Origin of the sequence: Streptomyces sp. NBC_00104 (genome assembly GCF_045160825.1) — a bacterium.
GTDB lineage: Bacteria > Actinomycetota > Actinomycetes > Streptomycetales > Streptomycetaceae > Streptomyces.
The window spans coordinates 5,949,033-5,963,518 of the sequence record NZ_CP108215.1 but is presented as its reverse complement, the minus strand read 5'-3'; the positions used below and the strand labels follow the sequence as shown (position 1 = coordinate 5,963,518).

At 67.9% G+C, this 14,486-nt stretch carries 15 protein-coding genes and 1 pseudogene; 7 read left to right on the top strand and 9 right to left on the bottom strand.

What is annotated here, in order from left to right:
* Positions 1–56: 56 nt before the first annotated feature.
* Positions 57–2,297 carry an RNA polymerase recycling motor ATPase HelR gene (helR, locus tag OG272_RS26240; protein ID WP_405895016.1) on the top strand — a complete coding sequence of 747 codons (2,241 nt, stop codon included), beginning with the start codon at positions 57–59 and terminating at the stop codon, positions 2,295–2,297.
* A 118-nt stretch (positions 2,298–2,415) separates the two neighbouring features.
* Here the strand turns inward: helR and OG272_RS26235 are convergent, their stop codons facing one another.
* Together OG272_RS26235 and OG272_RS26230 are read right to left on the bottom strand one after the other, a co-directional pair.
* Positions 2,416–2,619 (bottom strand): hypothetical protein, encoded by a 204-nt coding sequence (locus OG272_RS26235; protein ID WP_327728630.1) that lies wholly within the window; start codon positions 2,617–2,619, stop codon positions 2,416–2,418.
* Between the two features lie 222 nt (positions 2,620–2,841).
* Positions 2,842–3,333 carry a hypothetical protein gene (locus OG272_RS26230; protein WP_327728631.1) on the bottom strand — a complete coding sequence of 164 codons (492 nt, stop codon included), beginning with the start codon at positions 3,331–3,333 and terminating at the stop codon, positions 2,842–2,844.
* 210 nt (positions 3,334–3,543) lie between these two features.
* Between OG272_RS26230 and OG272_RS26225 the strand changes: the two genes are divergently transcribed.
* Positions 3,544–4,020, top strand: coding sequence for a hypothetical protein (locus OG272_RS26225; RefSeq protein WP_327728632.1), 477 nt, complete (start codon positions 3,544–3,546; stop codon positions 4,018–4,020).
* A gap of 54 nt (positions 4,021–4,074) precedes the next feature.
* Entirely contained in the window at positions 4,075–4,569 is a 495-nt protein-coding gene (locus tag OG272_RS26220) for a hypothetical protein (protein WP_328223655.1), read from the top strand.
* A gap of 127 nt (positions 4,570–4,696) precedes the next feature.
* On the opposite strand, the gene OG272_RS26215 is transcribed toward OG272_RS26220, so the two are convergent.
* The 4 genes from OG272_RS26215 to OG272_RS26200 form a co-directional block, all read right to left on the bottom strand.
* Complete coding sequence (locus tag OG272_RS26215) at positions 4,697–5,263, bottom strand: hypothetical protein (protein ID WP_326580200.1); 567 nt, start codon at positions 5,261–5,263, stop codon at positions 4,697–4,699.
* Positions 5,264–5,330: 67 nt separating this feature from the next.
* Complete coding sequence (locus OG272_RS26210; RefSeq protein ID WP_327728635.1) at positions 5,331–5,600, bottom strand: hypothetical protein; 270 nt, start codon at positions 5,598–5,600, stop codon at positions 5,331–5,333.
* 463 nt (positions 5,601–6,063) lie between these two features.
* Positions 6,064–6,564 (bottom strand): GNAT family N-acetyltransferase, encoded by a 501-nt coding sequence (locus OG272_RS26205; protein WP_328223654.1) that lies wholly within the window; start codon positions 6,562–6,564, stop codon positions 6,064–6,066.
* Complete coding sequence (locus OG272_RS26200; RefSeq protein ID WP_405895015.1) at positions 6,561–7,799, bottom strand: hypothetical protein; 1,239 nt, start codon at positions 7,797–7,799, stop codon at positions 6,561–6,563. Before OG272_RS26200 ends, OG272_RS26205 begins: the two co-directional genes overlap by 4 nt.
* A 576-nt stretch (positions 7,800–8,375) precedes the next feature.
* Between OG272_RS26200 and OG272_RS26195 the strand changes: the two genes are divergently transcribed.
* Both OG272_RS26195 and OG272_RS26190 read left to right on the top strand, forming a co-directional pair.
* On the top strand, positions 8,376–8,582 hold the full coding sequence (locus OG272_RS26195; protein WP_327728638.1) for a hypothetical protein: 207 nt from the start codon (positions 8,376–8,378) through the stop codon (positions 8,580–8,582).
* Positions 8,579–8,839 (top strand): hypothetical protein, encoded by a 261-nt coding sequence (locus OG272_RS26190; protein ID WP_327728639.1) that lies wholly within the window; start codon positions 8,579–8,581, stop codon positions 8,837–8,839. The genes OG272_RS26195 and OG272_RS26190 overlap by 4 nt, the downstream gene beginning before the upstream one ends.
* Positions 8,840–8,988: 149 nt before the next feature.
* Here OG272_RS26190 and OG272_RS26185 read toward each other — a convergent pair.
* Both OG272_RS26185 and OG272_RS26180 read right to left on the bottom strand, forming a co-directional pair.
* Positions 8,989–9,186 (bottom strand): annotated as a pseudogene (locus OG272_RS26185) (DNA-binding protein); the annotation flags it as partial.
* A 282-nt stretch (positions 9,187–9,468) separates the two neighbouring features.
* A complete protein-coding gene (locus OG272_RS26180) occupies positions 9,469–9,999 on the bottom strand; it encodes a hypothetical protein (RefSeq protein ID WP_327728640.1) in 531 nt (176 codons plus the stop codon).
* A 497-nt stretch (positions 10,000–10,496) separates the two neighbouring features.
* On the opposite strand from OG272_RS26180, the gene OG272_RS26175 reads away from it, so the two are divergent.
* Positions 10,497–10,778 carry a hypothetical protein gene (locus OG272_RS26175; RefSeq protein ID WP_327728641.1) on the top strand — a complete coding sequence of 94 codons (282 nt, stop codon included), beginning with the start codon at positions 10,497–10,499 and terminating at the stop codon, positions 10,776–10,778.
* A 121-nt stretch (positions 10,779–10,899) separates the two neighbouring features.
* On the opposite strand, the gene OG272_RS26170 is transcribed toward OG272_RS26175, so the two are convergent.
* Positions 10,900–12,981 carry an RICIN domain-containing protein gene (locus tag OG272_RS26170; RefSeq protein WP_327728642.1) on the bottom strand — a complete coding sequence of 694 codons (2,082 nt, stop codon included), beginning with the start codon at positions 12,979–12,981 and terminating at the stop codon, positions 10,900–10,902.
* Between the two features lie 390 nt (positions 12,982–13,371).
* Between OG272_RS26170 and OG272_RS26165 the strand changes: the two genes are divergently transcribed.
* Positions 13,372–14,484, top strand: a complete 1,113-nt coding sequence (locus OG272_RS26165) for a LacI family DNA-binding transcriptional regulator (RefSeq protein WP_327728643.1) — start codon at positions 13,372–13,374, stop codon at positions 14,482–14,484.
* Positions 14,485–14,486: the final 2 nt, after the last annotated feature.

Here is a 14,486-nt window from a genome sequence, read left to right as displayed (position 1 = left end):
AGCAGGGACCGATGGTCGCAAGCGACCTCATCTTCGGAGCGTTCGGAGCGATTGACATGAACCCCCCGACCACCACCAGCGCGTTCGACCTCCCCGACCGCCTCTCCGCCAAGGCCGACCCGGCCCTGATCGCCGCCGACCAGCGGCACTTCACGGCGCTCGCGCAGTGCCTCGAACAGTCGATCGCCGAGGTGTCCGCCCAACTCGACGCCGCGCGCAGAGCCCCCGGCGGCCTGGGCCGGCACGCGATGGACCGGGACACGGAGATCCACCGCCTGACCGCCCGCCTGCGGACCCTGCGCCGCTTCGGCCTGGACCTGTGCCTCGGCCACATGGTGAGCACTGACGATCCGGAGAACCCCGTCTACGTCGGCCGCCTGGGCCTCACGGACAGCGCGACGGGCCGCCGTCTGCTGATCGACTGGCGTTCCCCGGCGGCCGAGCCGTTCTTCGGCGCCACCCACGCCAACCCGATGGGCCTGACGAGCCGCCGCCGCTACCGCTGGACCAACGCCCGCATCAGCGACTACTGGGACGAGGTCTTCTCCCCCGACGAACTGGACGGCCTCACCGACCACCATGCCGCCGCCCTCGACGACCAGTCCGCGTTCATCGCCAGCCTGGGCACCACCAGGTCGGAGCGCATGCGGGACGTCCTCGGCACCATCCAGGCCGACCAGGACGCCATCATCCGCGCGAGCTCCCGGGGCGCCCTGGTCGTGGACGGCGGCCCCGGCACCGGCAAGACCGTCGTGGCCCTCCACCGCTCCGCCTATCTGCTCCACTCCGACCCCCGCCTGGGCCACCGCCGGGGCGGCGTCCTCTTCGTGGGCCCCCACCGCCCGTACCTCTCCTACGTCGCCGACGTCCTGCCCAGCCTCGGCGAGGAGGGCGTACAGACGTGCATCCTGCGCGACCTGGTCACGGAGGGGGCAGGGGCCGGGGTCGAGCCCGACCCGGAGGTGGCCCGCCTGAAGTCGTCCGCGGCCTTGGTGGGCGGCATCGAGAAGGCCGTCCGCTTCTACGAGGAACCCCCCACCCAGGGCATGACGGTCACGACCCCCTGGTCCGACATCCGGCTGAGCCCCGACGACTGGACCGCGGCCTTCGACGCGGCGGAACCCGGCACGCCCCACAACGAGGCCCGTCACCAGGTCTGGGAAGAACTCCTCACGATCCTGACGGACAAACACGAAGCCGAGGCCGACCCCGACCCGGACGCCGACACCGCCGTCTCCCCCGCCCTCCTGCGCAGGGCCCTCCTGCAGAACAGGGACCTCGTCACGACCTTCAACCGTGCCTGGCCCCTCCTGGAGGCGGCGGACCTGGTCGGAGACCTGTGGACCGTACCGGCGTACCTCCGCATGTGCGCCCCCTGGCTGAGCCGCGAGGAAGTCCAGCGCCTCCAGCGTGACGACCCCCGGGCCTGGACGACGTCCGACCTCCCCCTCCTCGACGCGGCCCGCCAACGCCTCGGCGACCCGGAGACGGCCCGCCGCAAGCGTCGGCACGAGGCCACCCTCGCCGCTCAGCGCGAGCGCATGACCCAGGTCGTGGACAACCTGATCGAGGCGGTGTCCAACTCAGGCGCCGACGCCGACGACGGCGAGGGTCTGGTGACGATGCTCCGCGGCGAGGACGCCCAGGTCAGCCTGGTCGACAACGCCGAACTGCCCGCCCTCGCCCCGGACCTCCTGGCCGGCCCGTTCGCCCACGTCGTCGTGGACGAGGCGCAGGAGCTGACGGACGCGGAGTGGCAGATGCTGCTGCAGCGCTGCCCGTCCCGAAGCTTCACGATCGTCGGCGACCGCGCCCAGGCCAGGCACGGTTTCACGGAGTCCTGGCAGGAACGCCTGAAGCGGGTGGGCCTGGACCGGATCACCCAGTCTTCCCTGACCATCAACTACCGCACGCCGGAAGAGATCATGACGGAGGCCGAACCGGTCATCCGAGCCGCGCTCCCCGACGCGAACGTCCCCACCTCCATCCGCAGCGGCGGCATCCCGGTCGTCCACGGCTCGACGTCGGACCTGGACGCGACCCTGGACACCTGGCTGGCCGCCGACGCCGACGGAATCGCCTGCGTGATCTCCGCCCCGGGCTCCGCCGCGCCCTTCCGCCCGACACCCCGGGTCCGCTCCCTGACCCCCGAACTGTCGAAGGGCCTCGAATTCGACCTGGTGGTCCTCATCGACCCGGAGAACCTCGGCGAGGGCATCGAGGGAGCGGTGGACCACTACGTCGCGATGACCCGGGCGACGCGGCAGCTGGTCGTCCTCACGACGACGGCCATCTGAGGCCGGACGGGAACGGTCATCCGAGGCCGGACGGGAGCGCCGGCCAGCTGAGGCCGGGCGGGAACGACCGCCGGCTGAGGCCGGACGGGACCTGGCCGCGAGCCGCGCGCGACCGACCTCAAGCCCGGGAAGCCCGGGCCTCGGCCAGTCGGTGGAAGGCTCGCGTAGTACCGGGGTGGGCCATCTCGTCCAGCAGATGCCGCCAGTCGGGGTCGGCGACGGGGGCGGGATGCGCCAGGTCCCACGCGGCAAGCAGCGGAGCGAACCCGCCCTCGTCCCGCACCTCGCCCGCACTCTTCGCTGGAGGCCGCTTCGACTTCATGGGAATCTCCCTCCGTCCGGGAACCCTGCGCGTCCGGAATCCGACTCGCTTACCTCAACGGTCCCGCATCCTTACTAACTCAACGGTCCCGCATCCGGGTTCCCCGAACCATGCGGTCTCCTACCGAACCGGGGGTGGAGCTACCTGCACCCGGCCGGGACCGCTCTCCCCCGCACCCCTCTCCCCCGCACGCCTCTCCCCGTACCCCTTCTCCCCGTACCCTCAGCCCCGCCGAGCGGCCCCGTCCGGCCACACCACGTCCACGGGGACACCGGCCGCCCGCGCTCCGAGCACGGCATCGGCGGTGCCGCCGCCCTTGCCGGTGGGCGGTGCGCCGTTCCATACGGCGACGAGACGATCGGCGCGCTCGATGAGTACGGCGTTCGCGGCCTCGTACGCATGCCGGTCGGCGGTCTCGTAGGGAAGGACGACGACCTCCTCGGCAGCCTCGACGAGCCGGTCGTAGGCGGCTCCGTGCTCGGGCTCGACCATGTTCCGCCGGTAGTCCCGGGAGGGTGTGACGACGATGAGTCGCCCGCCGAGTGCAAGGGCGACCTCGGCGAACAGGGTGTCGGCCCCCTTGGCGATACAGGAGACCCCGACGAGTCGCCCGTCCCCGGCGTACGGCCCGAGCAGCTCCTCCAGGGCGAGTCGAACCAGCGGAACGGTGCCCTCGGTCAGGTCCAGGTGCCCGGTCACCGCGATGGTCGTCACGGCGTACTCCCCCCTCGCCAATCGCCGTCGGACGGCGTGGAGCGGCTGTCCGATGCCACCACCCCTATGGAAGGCGGCACGTTGACCTGCACGAGTGTAGGTGGGTTCCGCACGCGCGAGGTGCGTTGATCAACGGGATCTTGTCGCATGAAATGACCCGTCTGTGCTCCGGAAACCGGGGCACGCCCCGTCCGACCCCTGGGAGGATCCATGCCCGCTGCCCATGTCCGTCGCGCCGTGACCGCCGCCGCCCTGACCGCCGTCTTCACCCTTCCGTCCACGTCCGCCCTGGCGACGGCGGATGTCGGGGACGAGGACATCGTGCGAGTCCAGCTCACGGGGGTCCCCTCGACCGACACGAAGCCCTGGTTGGTCGAGACCGGCGACAGCTGGGTCACCTACCTGAATCTGTACGACACGAAGAAGCGGTTCGCCGGGGACGCCAGCGCGCGGTGCAGCGCCGTCGAGGCGACTCATCAGCGGGTGACCACCCAGTGCACGCGCGTACTGCGTCTGAAGAAGGGGGAGATCACCCTCCACGACGTGATCACCCGCGTGGACGACTCGCCCATCACCGCCAAGACGGCCATCGCGGGCGGCACCGGCATCTACAACGACGCCGAGGGAGAGGGCTACATCACCCTGAAGCGCGACTGGGTCCACTTCGACCTCCACGTCGATGACTGACGTCGAGCGCGCTCCCTCGTCCCCTCACAGGCCGGTCGTTCCCCTGGAGATCCCGTGATCAATTCAGCTGCCCGTGGCGCCGTCGTCGCCGCCCTCACCACCGCGTTGGCCCTTCTGCCCGCCGCGACCGCACAGGCCGAGCAGTCCGACAAGGACAACGACATCGAGAAGGTCGTGCTGACCGGCGTCAACGTGGTGGACACGACACCCGAACACATCCACACCGGCGACAGCTGGGTGACCCATCTGAATCTGTACACGGCGAAGGGGAAGGGGAAGGGGAAGGTCGCGTACGCCGGTGACGGCGAGGCGGAGTGCAGCGCGGTGCGGTTGGCCGACGGCGAAGTGACCACACAGTGCACGCGTGTACTGCGTCTGAAGAAGGGGACGCTGACCCTCAGCGACATGATCACCTACAGGCCGCACGAGCCGGTGACCGCCAAGACCGGCATCATCGGCGGCACCGGCCACTACCGTTCCGCCTACGGTGACGGCTACATCACCCTGCACGGCCCTCACACCCACCTGAAACTGAACGTCGACGAATAACGCATGAGGACACGGCTCCCGGTACGGCCACCGTTCGCGCTGCCGCACCGGGAGCCTTCCGCTGTCCTCCGTTGTCCTCCGCTGTCCTCCGCTGCCGTCCACTGCCTTCCGCTGCCTTCCGCTGCGCTCAATCGCCGATGTTCGCGGTTTTCTCGATGAGGCGCGTGAATACAATGAGAACTCCCAGGGCGGGAGGGAGGCTGGCCAGCGTCCAGAGAACAAAGAATCCCGCCAACGCCCCGGCGATCATGCGCAATTCATCCGGGGCTTCCTCCGAAACTCCCGCCAGCACCAGCAGTGAAGTCGTGGCAAGAATACCCATGGCCACGATGGTGAAGAACGGCCACAGGTAGTCGGTCATGGGGAGGATGCGCGCCTTTTTCGCTTTCTTCAGGAAAGCCGTGTCACAGGCTCTCGTGATCATCGCCAGTACGGCGAACACAGCCCCGATGATGACACCGATCATGGAGGCGGCGACTCCGAGCACCGGCTCCACCGGCAGGTCGTCGTCATGGCCGAGCCAGGCACCGCCCATGGCTCCCAGGACGGCGCCCAGTGGCTCCCCCCACCAGAAGCTTCTCAGGCTCACATGCACCAGCCTCGCGAACTCCGAGAAGTACTTGTCCCCCAGGGTCCGCCCTCTGGGCTCGTCCGGGTACGGGTCAGATCCCTCACCCATCTCCGTGTTGATCACAGCCACTCCCGCTCAGCGGCAGCCACTCTCATCGAGCCGTGCTTCCACGACCCCGCCTCGGTCGCCTTCACCCTTCTCGCGGCTTGCGCAAGAGACCCTCACCGTCATTCCGCCGCTTCCTCTCTCCGACCGCCGATTCGTACCCGTGCATCTCGCGTATCGCGTCGTACAGCGACGCGCGCCGGACGGCCGAATACCGCTGTGGCTTCTCCGCTTTCGACGTCTCGGCAACTCCGTCGAGGCCAGTGAGGGTGATCTTCGGATCGCGCTGAAGACTCAGATTTAGTTCACGCGTATCGACCTTGCACTCGGCGATCCGTCGAAGGTAGTCATCCATCCGGTTGTGCCGCCCTTCACGGTGCGTACCCGACTGTGCTATCGGGCATTGGACCTGACACATGGGCTCAACGGTAAGCCGGTCCCCGTAATCAGGCCTCTCGTCGGCGACATTCCAGTGAAAGGGTCGCCGCGTGTGGGCCCGTCACCCGCGACGGCGCCCGTCCGGCCCCCGCCCATGACCCGCCACGCACAGGTCCGTCCGACGAATCGCGCCACGGTGCTCACCGGTCCGAGAGACCGAACCGGCTACGCCACCAGGGTGACCCGCGTCGCGCGGAACGTGACCGTGCACACCCACCGCAGCCACCGCAGCCACCGCAGCATCGAATAGGTGGCGGACACCCCGGTCTGCGCCGATACTTCGACATGAGCAAACTCGCGCAGGCCTCGACATGTTCGTGGGCGGGTGGCTCATGGAGATTGGTTCAACCGAAGAGGCGCGCGGAAGGGCCTGGTGGGGCTCACTCAGGGCTGCGGTGCAGGGCGAGGACCATGACGTCATACAGCGGAGCGTCAGGGAACGGCAGTTTCTCCCCCGCCTGCTCGTACCCCCAGGTCTCGTACATGGCCCGCAACCGCGGCCGCTCCCGGCGTACAAGCAGTTCGGCGCGCTCTTCGCGCCGCTGACTCACCAACTCGTCGTGCATGACCCGCGAAATCCCGCGCCCGCGCCACGTCTCGCGGAGCATGTTCTCGCACAGCTTGAACGTCGTCGCGTCATCGCGTGCCGTGAATCCGTAGGTGAAGCCGGCCACTTCACCACTGATCTCGGCGACGACACAGCCCCAGCCGCCGGCTGAGACATGGGCCTCCAGACGTTCCTCGAAGCGCTTGATGGAGAAGAAGGGGTTGGCGGCGATGTCCTCCGCGTACACGTCGGCGTAGACATCCAGGAGGGTGCCCCGGATCTCGTCCAGCCGCCCGCCGGTGTAGTAGCTGGTCGTCAGCAGGTCTACGGTCATGTGGCCACCGCCTCGTATCGTTCGGAAAAGTCCATTGCGTCGGGTGCGACCCGGTCGACCAGTTCGTCCCGCAGCTGCTTCAGGCGTCCTCCGATCCGGGGACTGTGCACCTCCGGCAGAAGCGCGAGTGCCTCGTTGCCGACGGCCACAGCCTCTTCCAACTCGCCTGCCGCTGACAGGGCGCGCCCAAGACGTACCTGCGAGGCGAGCTGATTACGGCGGAACGGGCCCGACTGCACGGCGCACAGGGACTCGCGGGCAGCGCCGACAGCCTTGTCGTACTGCCGCAGGTCCATGAAGCACAGGGCCGCCGTGGCTGACAGCTCGCCGACGCTGTAGAACGCCAGCCATCTCTGCGGTTCGACCGGCTCCCGGTCGAACTCCTTCTCCACGCGTAACAGAGACCGAGCACACCAGCCGGACTCACCCTGGAGAGCGTGTCCTTGGGCAACCCTCGAATGCAGCAGCGACGAGAGCTGCCCGTCCCGGCGGCCCCGGGTCTCCTCCAGCGCCGCGCGAGCGATCGAGACAGCCTCGCCTCCGTGTCCCAACTGCCATGCCTGGTGCGACATCGACGACCAGATCCGGGCCTGGAGCGGCTTGTCCCGACCCAGCAGCGCGTAGCGCAACCCTGCGTCCCACCGGCGACGGGCCTTGTCCTGCTGCCCCGCATCGAACGCGAACCACCCGGCGCTGGTGGCCATTTCACCGAGTGCCCGATGAAGACGCGCCTCCACGTTCCCGCCGTACGTACACCGACGGGCAGCGTCTTCGACGTACTTGATGTACCGCGCTGCGACGTCCGACAGCTGCGCTCCCCCGTGCAGGTCGTCGATCTGGTGAAGCCTCGCGGCGGCGGCCTGCACACGGTCCACGTCGCTCACACCGAGCCGCCCCGACTCCGGCAGCGGAGGCAGGGCAAGCAGGCTTCCGGTCAGGCCGATGATGAACTGACGGCGTCGCACAGGCACATCCTGGGGCGAGGTGCGGGTTCTCCTCCGCACGGTAACGCCCTCTCCCCGAGGGGCGGGAGCCCGGAAACCGAGTTCTTCGGCGGTACGGCCGAACACCGTCTCCCGTGGGATACGGCTGCGTTCCCTCAGCCAGGAGACCCGCCCGCTCAACCAGTAGCCGACGAGGCGCGCGCTGCAATGGCCGGGCTCACCGGTGGTCTGCTCGGCCGCCTCGTTCACGGCCTCCGCGAGACCTTCCCTGGTGAACCCGTACTCGGCCATGAGCCGTCGCAGCGTGAGATTCGGCTGTTGGTGAGCCGACATGAGTCCTCCGCCCCTGCGGTGACCGAATCCACCGTAGTGACGCGACAGCACACCGTGAAACAGAAGTTTCCCGCTTCTGCGAAGTTGCCCGTCCCGAACTTTCCTTTTCTCCCGCTTCACGGGGGCGAGACCGTGGACTCCGCACCGATCAACGCCAGACCCCGGCGAGGCTGCAACCTCCCGGGGCACGGCCGACTGCGATGGGTCGACAATGCAGTGTGCATCACGGGCGCTTGTGTGGGTGAGGAAGGTCCTCTTCGGACCGTCCCCGCCAGACTGGCGCACACCCCGGGAAACGACCGCGGTTCTGAAGATGATCCTGGCACCCTCCCTCCCCAACCCCTCACCCGAGTTGTGGGCCGCGATCCTCGCCGGCGCCCGGCGCCGCAGAGCCTCATGCCCCTGGCCACCAACCGACGTGCCCGCCATCACCGCCGAAGACATCACCAGCACCCTCGTGGGCGCCTATCTACTCCCGCCCGTGGTACGCCAACGCGCACGGGCTGCGGCCCGGTTGGCAGAGGAGTCATGCCGATGACCGCCGTACAGAACGACCGGCCCGCCACACCCCACCCCGAGATCCCCATGCTGCGCGCCTACCGTCTGTGGTTCGAGCACACCCGCAAGTGCACCCTCGGCTGCAAGGGCATCCCCAAGGCCCAGGACGGCTGCGAGAACGGACGGCAACTGTGGGGCACGTACCGCCTCACGCGCATCGGGAAGGGCGGGATGACGTCATGAACTGGACCATCGAGCGCCCGCCCGGCTGCCCGGTACGCCGCACCGACGACAACCGCCTCGCCGTACCGCTCCGCCTGTCCCGTACTGACGGCCACTCCACGGACACCGAGCTGCCCCTCACCCTCGCCGAAGCCGAGCATCTGCACGCCGCGCTGTGCCGGGCCCTCGACGGCGAACCCCCGCCTCCAGCCGCACCGGACTGCCGCCAGCCGGTTCAGGCCTCGCCCGGCGCTGCGCACATCGTGGGGCGCGCGTAGCACGCCCACAGCACAGGTAGGTCGTCGGACTACGCCCGGCAGACCCCTCAGCGGGCCTGCCGGGTGTAGTCGTGGCGCAGAGTGAACGAGTAGTCCCCACGCTCAACGCAGGCCGCGCAAGAAATCCACCGCCCGCCGGCACAACGGAATCAGACCTTCTCCGCCATCACTCGCGGATGCTCCGCAGTCAGCAGACCAACGTCTTCGACGTCGGAAGTCAGGATCGTCACCCGGCCCGGCTGCTGCAGAGCGGTCGCGCACAGCATGGCGTCGATGGCGTACTTATGACCGCGTAGACCCGCATCACGAAGCAACGCGGCAGCCGACTGAGCCAGAGCCTGGGTCACCCGAGTCCCGCTAGTACACGTCGAACGATCCTTCTATCGACGTACTGGACACCAGAAAATCTTAAGTTTCTGGAACTCCGACCACCTGCAACATTTCAACGAAAAAGTACTGGATGGCCACCCGTCGCGGCTTCCTCTGGTCGACGATGAGCCAGAAGCCGACTTTCCTCGGTCGAGGTTCGTGCCACAATCGCGCTACGTGTTGAGTTCAGCCGCGCAATGCCCTGCAGTCAAGGTGCCGGGTGTCTCGCCAGGTATCAAGCCCCAGACCACAGGGGCAGATCACGCATGATCAAGACCCAGCTGCGATCGAAACACGTCTCGAATGGCAGCCCGGTCCGTAGGAATCGTGTCCAGCGGCACCATGCTATGCGTACGATACTGCTCCCCTTGATTGCCAGAGATGAAGAATCCTCGGTCAGGCAACCAAACTCGCTCTTCTCGGCGGAAACGGACGATCCCGAAACCGATATACGCCTTCTCGCCTGATTCAACCAGCGTGCTAGAAAAAATGTAATGAAATGTCCGGGTCGTTTTGTCTAAGTAGCTGGCCTCGGTGATCCAGTGACAGAACGGCCTACCGTCATTGTGATAGTTAGTTCCGTCAAATGCCCACATGCCTCGACGCTTGTCGAATCTAATCTCACCCATGCTGCACCGCTGCTCGCCTGGAATACTGGCCAGTTCTCCCCATTTACCTTCCATCTCGATGGGGTCGAACATCCTGTCCGTTTTGGATTTAAAGAATTCGTAACTGTAACTCGCCAAAATACCGAATGGGACACCCGCGATCAGCAGCAAGAAGTCTTTCACGTCGGCTTCCCTTCCGGCGCTCTACGTTCGGCGAGCCGAGCAGTAGGAGTAGCAGTTCTGGACTACCCACGCCAAGCGACGCGGAAGCCCCTGGCGTCCTCAACGTCCCTGGGGTGCATCCCTTGATTGGCACAACCAACTGCACGCCGGGCCCGGCTCCTAACCAAAGCGGTGCTGGCCCGGCCGTGAACTATCCGTGGCCTCGTCCCTCCTGTGCCATGGCCAGGGCTGCGACCTGCTCCGTTGTCCAGGACTCAAGTGGCCTCCGGAGCCGTGTGACAGCCCAGCCTCCGGGTGACAGGCCAAACACACCCGACAACTTGGCTGAGGCTGGTGGGGTGGAGCCGAGGCACACGCGCGTCCGATCGGTTGACGCACCCGCCATCGTGGCTGACTGTCGTCGGCTGAGGCTCACACGATGGCTACGCTCCCTGGACACCCCGCAGAGAAGGGACGGACGCGGGATGGCAGGTCTTGGGGAGGAGCAATCCGTCGTCGTGCACATTCGGCTGGCCGGTGAGGGCTATGGGACGGATGACCAGCGTGCGTTGGTCTACGAAGCCGGGCGGGTGATGGCCGCCGCGGTCGAGGATGCCCGCGTCGGCGAGGTCGACGGCAATGAGTTCGGGGGTGGTGAGGCTGTCGTGTTCGCCTATGGGCCGGATGCCGATGCTCTCTTCAAGGTCATGGAACCGGCCCTGCGTCGCTTGCCGCTACGGCCCGTGTACGTCGTTCTGAGGCGGGGCGGCGACGACAACGGATCGCGTGTGGAGTTGTAGGGCGCGGGCATGAGGAAGCCCCAGGTCGCTGCCTGGGGCTTCCTGTGGGCCGTAGGGCCTCAGTTGTTAAGTTGTCTGTTGTTCTGTCGAGGAGAGTTACCTGTCCCTCCCGTCGGCTCGGTTACGAATCCGTCGCGGACTTCGTCGCCGTCGTACCCGTCACGTCCGTCAGCTTCCAGCGCTGGTTCAGGCCCGAGTTCGGGGTCCAGACTCCGATTCCCGCGCCGTCCGTCGTCGACTGGCCGTAGACGTCCGGGAGTTCGCCGGTGGCCACGTTCACCAGGGTCCACGTGCTGTCGCCCGTCGAGGACAGGATCCACTGGGCGGCCTCGTCGCGGGTGGCCGTGTCGCGTTCGGCCACCAGGGAGCCGAAGCGGATGGCCAGGCGCTTGTGCGACGTCGTCTCCGTCAGGGCGTAGCGCGTGCGGTTGTCGGTCTTGCCCTTGCCGATGCGGTCCAGGGTCCACTGCTGGGTGTTGCCGGCCGCGGTGCTCGGGGTCTTGATGACCAGGCTCTTGCCGTCGGGGCCGACGGAGAGGTTCTTGCTGCTCTGGACGCCCGTCAGGGTGTACGTGTGGTTGTCCTGGAGTTCGGCCTGCGACTTGGCCACGCCCGAGACGCCCTTGACCAGGAACGACGTCACCGACTGGGCCGGGACCGTGATCGTGGCCTGCTTGCCCGTGACCTTGACGGCCTTCTTGCGGATCAGCTTGCCGGCGGCGTCCGTGATCACCGGGGTGACCGTCGCCTTCTTCGAGACCTTGCCGAACTTGGACAGGTCCACCGTCACCGCGCGGGACTCCGTGGTGCTGTTGACGTGGACGACCGTCGCCTTGTCGCCCTTCTTCGCCACCGCGGCCGTGCTCGACGTGTCGTTCGTCTTGATGAGGCGGTCGCCCGGCTTGATGTAGTGGGTGAAGTTACGTGCCGTGTCGAACTTGGTGTTGGTGTAGATGGGGCACGACTTCAGGGTGTCCGCGGAGGTGCAGGAGAACGAGAGCTGGATGGAGCCCCAGTTGCCGCCCTTCTCCGACTCTCCTCCCGGCTTCATGTTGTCGTAGTCCTCGACCGGCTGCCAGAAGACCCAGGCCTGGGGCTCCAGTTCGCGCAGGTCGTCGACCATGCGCTGGGCGAGGCCCAGGCCGGGGCGCATGTCGGTGAAGCTCTGGCCGTCGCCCCAGTCGCCCTCGACCTCGCTCATCCACAGCGGCTTGTCGGCGGCCTTGGCGAGGTCGCGGACCGTGGTGCGCTGGCTGGTGCCGTAGGTGTGGACGTTCATCTGGCCGACGAGGTCGCGGACTTCCTGGGGGTAGGAGTTCCAGTTCGTGGCGAAGATGCCCGGGTTGGTCTCGTCCATCGCGGAGATCTCCGCTTTCGTACGGGACTTCGCCAGGGTCGGGCCGAGCGCCTTGATGACCTTCTGCTGGAGCTCGGGGCCGATGTGGGCGCCCTCCTGGCGGCCTCCGGTGGGCTGGCCGTCGGCGCCGAGCTTGGTGCCCCAGTAGTTGGTGTTGGGCTCGTTGAAGGGGTCGAGGGTGTCGACCTTGATCCCGTGGGCCTTCTCCAGGCGCTCGGTGGCGCCGACCAGGTACTGGGCGAAGGCGTCGACCGAGTCGGCCTTCAACTGGTCCTTGGACGCGTCGAAGTTGCCGGAGACGTAGCCGCTCTCCGTCATGAACCACGGCGGGGAGTTGCTGAAGGTCTCCCAGCGGTCGATGTCCTTCTTGATGCGGTCCACCCACCAGCGCTGGGTGGCGTCGGCCTTGTTGTTCCAGTCCTTCTTGTCGTCGGCGCTCCACCAGTCGACGTCCTCGCGGGTGGTGCCCGCCGGGGCCTTCCACCAGCCCTCCACCGCGCCGCCGGCGCGCAGGTAGTCCTTGACGTCGGGGGCGTTGCCGCCGCCGATGTTGTAGCGGGCGATGTTGAGGTTGAGGCCGTCCTCGCCGAAGAGGAGCTTGGCGAGCTTCTCGCGTATCGGCTTGGGGTAGTCGCCGGTGGCGTTGGCGAACCAGACCAGGCTGGTGCCCCAGCCCTCGAAGCTCTGACCCTTGTAGGAGGGGTCGGGGCGGACCGTCACCGCGGCGGGGGCCGCCGGGTCGGCGTGCGCCATCGGCAGGGAGGTCGTGGCCATGGCGGTTCCCGTGGCCAGGGCCGTGATGCCGATGGCCCCGAGGAGCCGTCTCGTACGGGTGCGGTGTGCCATTCGAGTACTCCAACTCTTCCGTGTGCGCGTCCCGGCGAGACACGGAGATCGGGGTCGGCGTTCAGCGTGGTGCGGTGCGGTGCTGTGCGGTTCAGCGTGGTGCGGTGCGGCGCGTTCTAAGGCGGTTCGATGCGCTCTCATATGGTTTGTCTCAGTGAATGTTTACGTAAACATCACTGAAGCGGATGTCTACACTGTCCGAATCTCGGCGGTCAAGGATTCGTAAGACATCGATGAGCCGTTCCGGCAGCGGCGCGGGAGTCGCGAGGGCCGGAGCAGCCGGAAGAGTCGAAAGAGTTCGGAAGATTTCGGAAGAGTCGGGGGAATCAGGTGGACACGACCGACGGTCGTACGAGGAGACGGAGCGCCCGGCCCCGGCAGGGGCCCTCCATGGGTGACGTCGCGCGGCTCGCCGGGGTCTCCTCCCAGACCGTCTCCCGGGTGTCCAACGGGTTCGCCGGGGTCAACGCGGACACCCGGCAGCAGGTGCTCGCCGCGATGCGGGAGCTGGGGTACCGGCCCAACAGCGCGGCGCGGGCGCTGCGGCGCGGGGAGTTCCGGACGCTCGGCGTGATCACCTTCTCCCTCTCCACCCTGGGGAACATACGTACGCTCGACGCGATCGCCACGTCCGCCGCGCGGGAGGGGTACGCCGTCACGCTGCTGCCCGTCGCCGTGCCGACGCAGGACGAGGTGAACGGGGCGTTCTCGCGGCTCGGTGAGCTGGCCGTGGACGCCGTGATCGTGATCATGGAGGTCCATCTGCTCGACGCGGCGACCGTGTCCGTGCCGCCCGGGGTGCAGGTCGTGGTCGCCGACTCCGACGCCGGGGACCGGTACACCGTCGTCGACACCGACCAGGCGGGCGGCGCGCGGGACGCCGTACGGCATCTGCTGGACCTCGGGCACGGGACGGTGTGGCATCTGGGCGGGCCCGAGGACTCGTTCGCGGCGCAGCGGCGGGCGAACGCGTGGCGGGCCACCCTCGCCGAGGCGGGTGTCCTGGACGCGCCGCCCCTCGTGCGGGGCGACTGGTCGGCCGAGTCCGGGTACCGGGCCGGGCTGCGGATCGCCGAGGAGGCGGACTGCACGGCCGTGTTCGTCGCGAACGACCAGATGGCGCTGGGGTTGTTGCGGGCCCTGAACGAGCGCGGGCGTCGGGTCCCCGAGGACGTCAGTGTCGTCGGCTTCGACGACATTCCCGAGGCCGCGTCCTTCCTGCCGCCCCTGACCACCGTCCACCAGGACTTCGCGGAGGTGGGGCGGCTGTGTGTGGAGGGGGTGCTCCGCAAGATGCGGGAGGGCGCGGGAGAAGGACCGGAGGACGGGCAGGGGAACGGGCGGGGGGACGGGCGGGGGGACGGGCAGGGGAACGGGCGGGGAGAAGCGCGGGAGGGCGAGGAGCACGGGACGACTCTCGTGCCTACCCGGCTCGTACGGCGGCGCAGTACGGCACCGCCGCCGGCGCAGAGTACGGCACCGCCGTCGGCGTCCGCCCGCTGAGC

Bases quoted from the DNA above. Each gene is read 5' to 3' on its own strand.
- OG272_RS26225 (WP_327728632.1), top strand. From the start codon at position 3,544: ATGCCCGCTGCCCATGTCCGTCGCGCCGTGACCGCCGCCGCCCTGACC.
- OG272_RS26195 (WP_327728638.1), top strand. From the start codon at position 8,376: ATGACCGCCGTACAGAACGACCGGCCCGCCACACCCCACCCCGAGATC.
- OG272_RS26200 (WP_405895015.1), bottom strand. From the start codon at position 7,799: ATGGCCGAGTACGGGTTCACCAGGGAAGGTCTCGCGGAGGCCGTGAAC.
- OG272_RS26205 (WP_328223654.1), bottom strand. From the start codon at position 6,564: ATGACCGTAGACCTGCTGACGACCAGCTACTACACCGGCGGGCGGCTG.
- OG272_RS26170 (WP_327728642.1), bottom strand. From the start codon at position 12,981: ATGGCACACCGCACCCGTACGAGACGGCTCCTCGGGGCCATCGGCATC.
- OG272_RS26210 (WP_327728635.1), bottom strand. From the start codon at position 5,600: ATGGATGACTACCTTCGACGGATCGCCGAGTGCAAGGTCGATACGCGT.
- OG272_RS26190 (WP_327728639.1), top strand. From the start codon at position 8,579: ATGAACTGGACCATCGAGCGCCCGCCCGGCTGCCCGGTACGCCGCACC.
- helR (WP_405895016.1), top strand. From the start codon at position 57: ATGAACCCCCCGACCACCACCAGCGCGTTCGACCTCCCCGACCGCCTC.
- OG272_RS26235 (WP_327728630.1), bottom strand. From the start codon at position 2,619: ATGAAGTCGAAGCGGCCTCCAGCGAAGAGTGCGGGCGAGGTGCGGGAC.
- OG272_RS26165 (WP_327728643.1), top strand. From the start codon at position 13,372: ATGGGTGACGTCGCGCGGCTCGCCGGGGTCTCCTCCCAGACCGTCTCC.